Genomic DNA, 9,184 nt, shown 5'->3' with positions numbered 1-9,184 from the left:
GCCAGGCTTTACGGCACCCTCATGCGGCGCCGTAACCGCATCGCCAAGCATCCACCCACCCCTGCCCCCTCCCTTCCAGGGAGGGGTTTTTGATTCGGGAAAGCCAGCCGGCACAACCGACTAGGCAAAAATTTCCCCCGGCAAAAACTGCCGCCTCCCCCACCCCTCTATAATGATCGCAAGGGGCATCCGCCCCACCAGTTCTACCCACGGGGCGACATTGGAAGCGATCAAAAATCTCGTAGGCCAGATCGGGCCCAAGCGGCTGATGCTGATGGGAGGCGTGGCGCTTGCGCTGCTCGCCGCCCTCGCCTTCGTCGCTACCCGCGGCTCGAACCCGAGCATGGGTTTCCTCTATACCGACCTTGACCCCTCGGCCGCCTCGGCGATCACCGAGAAGCTCAAGGCGCAGAATGTCGAGTTCCAGCTCTCGGCCGACGGCACCTCGATCATGGCACCGCAGGACAAGCTGGCAGAGCTCCGCATGAGCCTGGCCGGCGAGAAGCTGGGCGGCAAGATCGGCTATGAGGTGCTCGACGAAGAGCAGCCCTTCGGCGTTTCCGCCAGCCGCGCCAAGATGAACGAGACGCGCGCGATCGAAGGCGAGCTCGCCAAGTCGATCCAGACGATCCAGAACGTCACCGGCGCCCGCGTCCATATCGTGATGCCCGAGCGCGCGATGTTCGCCGAGGAAAGCCGCAAGGCGACCGCGGCGGTCACCGTCAAGACGCGCGGCCGCATCCCCAGCGAGACCGTCGCCTCGATCCGCTACCTCGTCTCCTCCTCGGTCCCCGAGCTTTCGCCCGACGCCGTCTCGGTCGTCGACCAGACCGGCGCCCTGCTCGCCCGTGCCGGCGACCCCGGCACCGCCAGTGCCGGCGACGCCGATGAGCGCCAGCAGGCCGTCGAAGCCAAGCTGCGCGACGAGATCGAGGCGCTGCTCGCGCCCATCGTCGGCCAGGGCAAGGTCCGCGCCGAAGTCTCGGCCCAGATCGACCGTGACCAGTCGCGCGAGGAATCGAACGTCTTCGATCCGGACAAGCAGGTCATCTCGCGCCAGGTGAGCGTGGAGACCGGCGAGCAGAACCGCGAGACCGATGCCGGTCCGCAGACTGCCTCGGTCGGCAACCAGCTGCCCGCCGCCCAGATCGGCGCGGCGAACACCCCGGGCGCCTCGCGCCAGTCGGGCAGCAACCAGACTTCGGAAGACACGACCTACGACAACAGCTCGACCAAGACGGTCACCGTCCGCACCCCGGGCAAGGTGACGCGCCTGAGCGTCGCGGTGATGGTGGATGGCGGCGATAAGGGCCTGGCCCAGCCGCAGATCGATCGCCTGCAGCGCCTGGTCGAGAATGCCGTGGGTGCCGACACCCAGCGTGGCGACAGCGTCGTCGTCGAGAGCATGAAGTTCAACACCGACGACACGCCCGCCGACGCGACGAGCAGCTTCCTGTCGTCGCTGCCGATGGACCGGATCTGGAGCCTGCTCCAGCTGGTGGTGATCGGCGTGGTCGGCCTGGTGGCGCTGCGCATGCTGAAGCCGAAGCCAGCACCCGCGCTGGAATTCGCCGAGGCGGCACCTGCCCTGCCGACGCACTCGCCCGAGATGCTCGCGCTCGCCGAGCGTGCCGCCGATGGCGACACCGAAGCGATGGCCCAGCTCGAAAACATGAGCCAGTCCGACGTGCCGCAGCTCGATCAGGAGATCGCGCTGGCCCAGGTCGACGGCCGCATCAAGCTCTCCGCGCTCAAGCGCATCGGGGACGCGATCTCCGCCAGCCCGCCCGAAGCGGCCTCGGTGATCCGTCAGTGGATGAACGCATAGGATTATGACCATGGACATCGAACCCCACGACATCATCCCCACCGATACCGCGGCCGACCAGCCCGCGCCGGTGTTCGAAGACTTCGATACCCATGGCGGCGTTGACATCCACCAGGGTGGCGTCGAGGGCCTGGAAGCCGTGCACGACGTGCCGGTGAAGGTGCAGGCAGTGCTGGGCCGTGCCCGCATGCCGATCGGCGACCTGCTGCATCTGGGTGCCGGCACCGTGGTCGAGCTCGACCGCCGCGTCGGCGAGCCGGTGGACATCTTCGTCAACGATCGACTGATCGCCCGCGGCGAAGTCGTCCTCATCGACAACGCGCTGGGCGTCACGCTCACCGAGATCGTGCGGGCCGAGAATTGAGCATGGGCCCCATCCGGATGTTGTTGATCGGTGCGCCGGGCAGCGAGTTCCGCCGGGCGGCGGAGCTGGCGCAGGGCGCCGGCGCGGAGGTCACCATGGCCGACGCCCCCGCCCCCGCGCTGGAGACGCTGCGCGAACAGGGCGCCGATCTCGTCATGATCGACGTGCTGGAAGACGTGGTCGGCTTTCTGGGCGACCTGCGCACCGAGCGTTTCGTCGTGCCGGTCCTCGCCTGCGGCATCTCGGCCCCGGCCGAGCGTGCGGTGGCGGCTATCCGTGCCGGCGCCCGTGACTATGTTCCCCTGCCCCCGCAGCGCGAGCTGATCGCCGCGGCCATCGCTTCGGTGGTCGAGCGCCAGAGCCAGGTGCGCATCGGCGGCCATCCCGTGCTGGAACGCGCCATGGCGCTGGCCGGCGCGGTCGCCCCGAGCGGCTCGCCGGTGCTGGTGAGCGGCGGCAAGGGCAGCGGCAAGGAAACGATGGCGCGCGAGATCCACCGGCTTTCGGGCCGTGCCGATCCGATCGTCTCGGTCGAATGCGCCGGCGTTGCCGCCGATGTGCTGGAATCCGAACTGTTCGGGCATGAGGCCGGTGCCTTTCCGGGCGCCGCCGCACGCCGCGTCGGTCGCCTCGAGGGTGCCCGCACCGGCACGATCTTCCTGCGCGAAGTCGGCGCGCTTGCCCCGGCCACCCAGGCCCGGCTGCTCGCCGCGCTGATCGAGAAGCGCTTCCGCCGTCTCGGCGGCGAAGAGGACGTGCCCTTCGAGGCAAGGCTGATCGCTTCGACCAGCATGGACCTGGAGCTGGCGGTGGAAGCCGGCAGCTTCCGCGAGGACCTGCTCGTCCGCCTGAGCCTGGCCCGCATCGAGGTGCCGCCGCTCACCGAGCATGGCGATGACATTGCCGGACTGGCCGAACACTTCATGGAAGAGTTCGCCCAGGCGGACGGCCTGCCCGCCCGCCCGCTTTCTCTGCAGGCGATCGCGGTGCTGCGCGCCTATGGCTGGCCGGGCAACATCCGCGAGCTGCGCGAGTGCATCCACCGCGCCGCGCTGCTGGCCCATGGCCAGCAGATCGAGGCGGAGGACCTGACCCGCGCCGACGGCTCGCCGCTGGAAGCGATCGTGTCGCTGCCCTCGGTCGCCGATGGCCGCATCGAAGTGAACGGGCTGATCGGTCGCACGGTGGAAGAGGTGGAGCGCGAGCTGATCCTCGGCACGCTGGAGCGCTGCCAGGGCAACCGCACCTCGGCGTCGAACATCCTGGGCATCTCGGTGCGCACGATGCGCAACAAGCTGCGCACCTTCATCGAGGGCGGCATCGCCGTGCCGCCCGCGGCCTGAGCCGTTTCACGCTGACCCCAAATAAAGTGAGAGCAGAATGCCTCCCGTTATCGTGAACTTCATGCAGAGGATCGGCGCCAACCGCGACATGGCGCTCGCGGTCGGCGTGATCGCCATCATCGCGATGCTGATCCTGCCGATCCCGGGCTGGCTGCTCGACCTGGGCCTCGCCCTGTCGATCACCGTTTCGGTGATGATCCTGATGACGGCGCTGTTCATCGAGAAGCCGCTGGAACTCAGCGCCTTCCCGACGATCCTGCTTGTCGCGACGATGCTGCGGCTCGGCCTCAACCTCGCCTCGACCCGCCTGATCCTCACCCACGGCCATGAAGGCCATGACGCCGCCGGCGGCGTGATCGGGGCATTCGGCGAGTTCCTGATGGGCGGCGAGGTCATCATCGGCCTCACCATCTTCATCATCCTGATCGTCATCAACTTCGTCGTCATCACCAAGGGTGCCGGGCGCATCGCCGAAGTCGCGGCGCGCTTCAGCCTGGACTCGATGCCCGGCAAGCAGATGGCGATCGACGCCGACCTGTCGGCCGGCATGATCAACGAGGACCAGGCCAAGGCCCGCCGTGCCGAAGTGGAAGCCGAGAGCGGCTTCTACGGCGCGATGGACGGTGCCTCGAAGTTCGTGAAGGGCGACGCGATCGCCGGCCTGCTGATCACCGCGGTCAACATCGTCGTCGGCCTGACGATCGGCGTCGTCTCGCACGGCGTGCCGATCGGCGAGGCGTTCCACACCTATACCGTGCTGACCGCCGGCGACGGCCTGGTCAGCCAGATCCCGGCGCTGATCATCTCGATCGCGGCGGGCCTGCTCGTCTCCAAGGGCGGCGTGAAGGGCAAGACCGGCTCGGCGCTCAGCGAGCAGATGGGCCGCTACCCGAAGGCCTTCGGGATGGTCTCGTTCCTGATGGGCGCGCTGGCGATCATGCCCGGCATGCCCTTCCTGCCCTTCGCCATCTTCTCGGCCGCCTCGGGCTTCGCCGCGTGGAAGATGAGCAGGAACGCCGCCGCCAAGACCGCGATGGAGAAGCTCGCCGTCGCGCAGGAGCAGGCCGCCGCCGCCGTGGTCGAGCAGCCGATCTCGCAGACGCTGGCGATCGACGCGGTGCGCATCGAGATCGGCTATGCGCTGCTGCCGATGATCAACGAGGCCGAGCGCGAGCCGCGCCTCGACGACCAGGTCCGCGCGCTGCGCCGCCAGATGGCGACCGACTTCGGCTTCGTCCTCCCCTCGGTCCGGATCATCGACAATATGGGCCTAAAGCCCAATGAATATGTCATCACGATCAAGGAAACCGAGGCCGCGCGCGGCGAGATCCGCATCGACAAGCTTCTCATGATCAACCCCGGCGGCGGCCCGGCCGGCCTGCCCGGCGAGCCGACCACGGAACCGGTGTTCGGCCTCCCCGCCCTGTGGATCGATCGCGAGCTGCGCGACGAGGCGGGCTTCCGCGGCCTGACCGTGGTCGAGTGCGGTACCATCATCACCACCCACCTGACCGAGCTGGTGAAGGACAACATCGCCGACCTGCTCTCCTATTCGGAGACGCAGAAGCTGCTGACCGAAGTCCACAAGGACTCCGAGAAGCTGGTTGCGGACATCGTGCCCAGCAAGGTCTCGATCTCGAGCGTGCAGCGCATCCTGCAGAACCTGCTGAGCGAAGGCATCTCGATCCGCGACGTACCGACGATCCTGGAAGGCATCGCCGAGGCTGCGCCGCTGACCAGCAACCTGACCCAGATGACCGAGCATGTCCGCTCGCGCCTGGCCCGTCAGATCAGCGCGTCGCAGGTCCGCGGCGAGGCGATCCCCGTCGTCACCCTGTCGCCCGAATGGGACCAGGAGTTCGCCGAGAGCATCCTGGGCCAGGGCGACGACCGCCAGCTGGCGATGGCGCCGAGCTCGCTGCACAAGTTCATCCAGCACGTCCGCGAGACCTATGACCGGCTGGCGCAGGACGGCGAGATCCCCTGCCTGCTGACCAGCCCGGCGATCCGCCCGTTCGTCCGCTCGATCATCGAGCGCGTCCGTCCGGCCACCGTCGTGCTGTCGCAGAACGAGATCCATTCCCGCGCCCGCATCCGTGCGCTCGGGACAATTGGATGAGGTCCCGACCCTAGTGGCCGAGACCGTCCTATAAGGAATATTGCGGGCCCAGATGCCCGCCCATGAGGCGCCTGAATGCAGATAAACACGATCGGGTCTCCTACGGGTCTGTTCGGCGCAGGAGGCGCCATTCCCGCAGCCGGTGGCATCGGCTTCGCGGCGCTGCTCGGCGCGCCGGCGAACCCCGCCGCTTCGCCGGCCAACGGCCTCACGCCGCCGCTCGCCGCGAACGACACGCTTGCGCCCGCCACGCCGTTGAGCATGGCGCAACTGCTCACCACCGCCGCGCCGCTGGCGCCGGCGGCATGTGCCCCCGTGGCGATGCCCGAGGCCCCGCTTGACGCTGCGGCCCCGACTGCAGCCGCGCCGGTGGTGCAGTTGCCCACCGAGGCGCAGCCGGAAGCCGACATGATGCCGGTACCCGTTGCGGCGCCGGTAACGGCGGAGCCTGCGGCCCCGGCTCCCACCGGTGACAAGCCGTCCGCGCCGATCGTCGATGCCAAGCCCGCAGCCGGTTCCAAGCCCGTGCTCGCCGAGCCTGCGCCCGAGCCCGGCGTACCCGCCAAGCCGCAGGGCGAAGCGGAGGTCGAAGTCCAGGCCGAGCAGCCCGCCGATGCTCCGAAGATTCCGGTCAAGCGCGGCTCGCGCCAGACCGACGGTGCGGAGAAGCAAGGCGAGATCGATCCCGCCGCAACGCCGGATGCCGCGCCCCTGGCCGGCGACATGGCCGCAGTCGCGATCGCCCAGGCGCCGGTACGCGGGGAAGTCGCGGTGAAGCCGCAGCCCTCCGCCACACGCCAGATCGGCGAAGTCACGATCGGCGGCCGCAAGGCCGATGCCGCGCGCACCGCTGCTTTCGACACGCCAGGCACCAATTCCGCAACCGTGGCCGACAAGGCCTCGGGCGCGGTCTCCGCCATCACGGGCAAACAGGGCAAGAACGACAATGCAGCCAGCGGCGACGAGCGCGGCCAGGCGCCGGCGTTCACGCTGCGCCAGGACGCCGCTCCGTCGCATGCCGCACCCACGCATGCCGCCACCGATCCGGCTCGCGCTCAGACCGCTCCCGCGGCAGTCGCAGCGGAGCCGGTCGTCGTTGCCCGGCCCGGCCATCTCGGCCAGCAGATGGGCGTCGAGATCGCCCGCAAGGTCGAGGCCGGCGAGGATACGCTGCGCGTCCGCCTGAGCCCGGACAATCTCGGCAAGGTCGAGGTGACGCTGTCGTTCGACGACGGCGGCAAGCTGCACGCCACGGTGCGCGCGGAAAGCACCCATGCGCTCGACCTGCTCCGCCAGGACATGCCGGACCTTGGCCGCTCGCTCGACCAGGCAGGGATCCGCACCGACGCACAGAGCTTCCGCTTCGAGAGCCGCAGCGAGGGCGGCAACGCGCAGTCGCAGCAGCAGCAGGGCCAGAACGCCTCCGGCAACCAGCTTGCCGGCAATGACGAAACCGACACCAACGACACCGCCTATCGCAGCATCCGCGGCGACGGGCAGGTCGATCTCCTCGCCTAGGAGCGCACCAGCATGACTACCGTCACCAACACGACCAACACGGCTGCGACCAACAGCACCGCGACCGCGAACAGCACCGGGCTGAACGCCGACTTCACGATGTTCCTGAAGCTGCTGACCACGCAGATGCAGAACCAGGATCCGCTGAGCCCGATGGACACCAGCCAGTACACCCAGCAGCTGGTGCAGTACTCGCAGGTCGAGCAGTCGATGGCGCAGACCTCGACGCTCAAGGACATCCTGTCGACGCTCGGCACGCAGAACCTGACTCAGGCTTCGTCGCTGATCGGCCGCGCGGTGGAGGTGGACTCGCCCATCTCGGGCCTGAGCGACACCCAGGCCGCGCAGTGGAGCTGGACGACCCCGCGCACCGCCACCTCGATCGTCGCGACGATCACCGATGCCTCGGGCAAGGTGGTTGATACGCGCACGGTGGAAGTGAAGGGCGACCAGGGCACGCTCGCCTGGGACGGCCTGACCTCGACCGGCACTGAGGCGCCCGCCGGCAAGTATTCGCTGTCGATCAAGGCACTCGACGCCTCGGGCGGCGAGATCACCAACACCACGGTGCACAGCATCGGCGTGGTCAACGACGTCCAGCTCGCCAACGGCGCAGTCCTGGTGACGGTGAACGGCAACGAAGTGGATTCGAGCAAGCTCATCCGCATCGGCACCGCCCCGGCCACCAATACCGACACCAACACTGGCACCGACACCGGCGCCTAGGGGAATTCCTGAGGGGCGTACGTTTGGGAGGCTCCTTCCCGGCCTCTATAATGAAAGAAGAGAGGCGGGCGGACGTATCAATCCCCTCGCGATCCGTCCGCCTCTCTGCCGGCGCCCAGGCGCCCTGTTTTCCTTTCGCTTAAAATAGAGCGGCCCGGTTCCTCCTCCACCGGGCCGCTCTTTTTTGTGCGCGACGCAGACGGCACGGCCCTTGATCAGCCGCATATCAACCGTCCGCCGATATCGGCGGCACATACGAAAACGGGGCCCCGAAGGACCCCGTTGCCGTTTCACAAGTTCGGGAAGATCAGCCGAGCGCGGCGCGCAGCAGCGGCTGCGTCGGCAGCTGGATGATCTGTGCCGGAGCCAGGCCCATGTCCGGGTCCAGCACCTCATAGCCGTCCAGCGTGCAGCCCGGCAGCGCCGCCGGCGCCGTCAGCATAGCAATGCAATCCGCAATCGACGGATCCTCGCGCGGCCCGATCGTGTCGAGCACGTCCGCCAGCGTCATCCCCGGTGCAGCCAGCGCCCGCTCGGCAGCGGCTGCCCACAGCGTGCGGGCGTCCTCCACCGTCAACGAAAGCGTCACCGTGTAGCTGGCGGAAACCCCTGTACCAAACGCCAATTCACCAACGCCCATTTGTCACCCCTGACCCGTTCGTGTGGAATTTGTACCCTAGATGCAGCAAACGCGGCCCCGGGCGTAGTACGGGCAAGCCCGTATGTGTTTTTGCGGAATCAATGGACACGCGCTTCGGCGCGCCGGCCGAGTTCGCGTGCATGCGCCGCGACCAGGCAGAGCTCTGCATAGAGCCGATCCCAGAACGGCGCGGGAATATCGAGGGCCGGGCCGCTCGACTGCGTGAGTGCAAGCGCCGCGCAGGGATCCAGGCCGAGGCGGAAACGCGTGGCGAAGACGCCGTCGATATGCTCGTCGGGCAGCGTATCCGGCACGGCGAGGCGCGCCGACATGATATAACCCGAGAGCACGTCCACGCCGTAGCCGTCGAGCATCACGCGCGGACGGCCGAGCATGTCGGGCCGCTCGAGCACCACCAGTGCCCCTGAAGGATGCTCCTCGACGCTCACCTGCAGGCGGCCGCCGAACGCATCCGTGATTTCTCTGATCCTGGGAAACAAGACCTATTCTCCTCTTAGGATCATTATAGAGGCGTCAACCACTATAGACGCGCGAACGCGCCGAAACCGACCCAACAGGCACAAAAAAAGGAGGCCCGGGCGTTGGGGCCCGCCGCCACGGGAGGGGCCAATAAGACACGGGAAAA

General features: G+C 68.0%; 8 protein-coding genes. 6 read left to right on the top strand and 2 right to left on the bottom strand.

Features of this window, described 5'->3' with window-relative positions:
• Positions 1–220: 220 nt before the first annotated feature.
• The 6 genes from fliF to AAHM44_RS24110 all read left to right on the top strand — a co-directional run bounded on the left by fliF (position 221) and on the right by AAHM44_RS24110 (position 7,898).
• The gene (gene fliF, locus AAHM44_RS24135; RefSeq protein ID WP_342251582.1) at positions 221–1,828 is read left to right on the top strand and encodes a flagellar basal-body MS-ring/collar protein FliF; all 1,608 of its coding nucleotides are present in this window, start codon (positions 221–223) and stop codon (positions 1,826–1,828) included.
• Between the two features lie 10 nt (positions 1,829–1,838).
• Positions 1,839–2,192: a flagellar motor switch protein FliN gene (gene fliN, locus AAHM44_RS24130; RefSeq protein WP_342251581.1), complete on the top strand. Its 354-nt coding sequence runs from the start codon at positions 1,839–1,841 to the stop codon at positions 2,190–2,192.
• A gap of 17 nt (positions 2,193–2,209) precedes the next feature.
• Positions 2,210–3,535, top strand: coding sequence for a sigma-54-dependent transcriptional regulator (locus AAHM44_RS24125; protein ID WP_269576138.1), 1,326 nt, complete (start codon positions 2,210–2,212; stop codon positions 3,533–3,535).
• Between the two features lie 37 nt (positions 3,536–3,572).
• Positions 3,573–5,654: a flagellar biosynthesis protein FlhA gene (flhA, locus tag AAHM44_RS24120; RefSeq protein ID WP_269576139.1), complete on the top strand. Its 2,082-nt coding sequence runs from the start codon at positions 3,573–3,575 to the stop codon at positions 5,652–5,654.
• 75 nt (positions 5,655–5,729) lie between these two features.
• Positions 5,730–7,172: a flagellar hook-length control protein FliK gene (locus AAHM44_RS24115; RefSeq protein ID WP_342251580.1), complete on the top strand. Its 1,443-nt coding sequence runs from the start codon at positions 5,730–5,732 to the stop codon at positions 7,170–7,172.
• Between the two features lie 12 nt (positions 7,173–7,184).
• Positions 7,185–7,898, top strand: coding sequence for a flagellar hook assembly protein FlgD (locus tag AAHM44_RS24110; protein WP_342251579.1), 714 nt, complete (start codon positions 7,185–7,187; stop codon positions 7,896–7,898).
• 307 nt (positions 7,899–8,205) lie between these two features.
• On the opposite strand, the gene AAHM44_RS24105 is transcribed toward AAHM44_RS24110, so the two are convergent.
• Both AAHM44_RS24105 and AAHM44_RS24100 read right to left on the bottom strand, forming a co-directional pair.
• Positions 8,206–8,487 carry a hypothetical protein gene (locus AAHM44_RS24105; RefSeq protein ID WP_342251578.1) on the bottom strand — a complete coding sequence of 94 codons (282 nt, stop codon included), beginning with the start codon at positions 8,485–8,487 and terminating at the stop codon, positions 8,206–8,208.
• A 149-nt stretch (positions 8,488–8,636) separates the two neighbouring features.
• Positions 8,637–9,038: a hypothetical protein gene (locus AAHM44_RS24100; RefSeq protein WP_184168643.1), complete on the bottom strand. Its 402-nt coding sequence runs from the start codon at positions 9,036–9,038 to the stop codon at positions 8,637–8,639.
• Between the last annotated feature and the right edge of the window lie 146 nt (positions 9,039–9,184).

This window comes from Sphingomonas sp. OTU376 (genome assembly GCF_038440415.1).
Taxonomy (GTDB): Bacteria; Pseudomonadota; Alphaproteobacteria; order Sphingomonadales; family Sphingomonadaceae; genus Sphingomonas; species Sphingomonas kyeonggiensis_A.
Note: the sequence above shows the minus strand (reverse complement) of the source record. Positions and strands in the feature narration are given on the sequence as shown.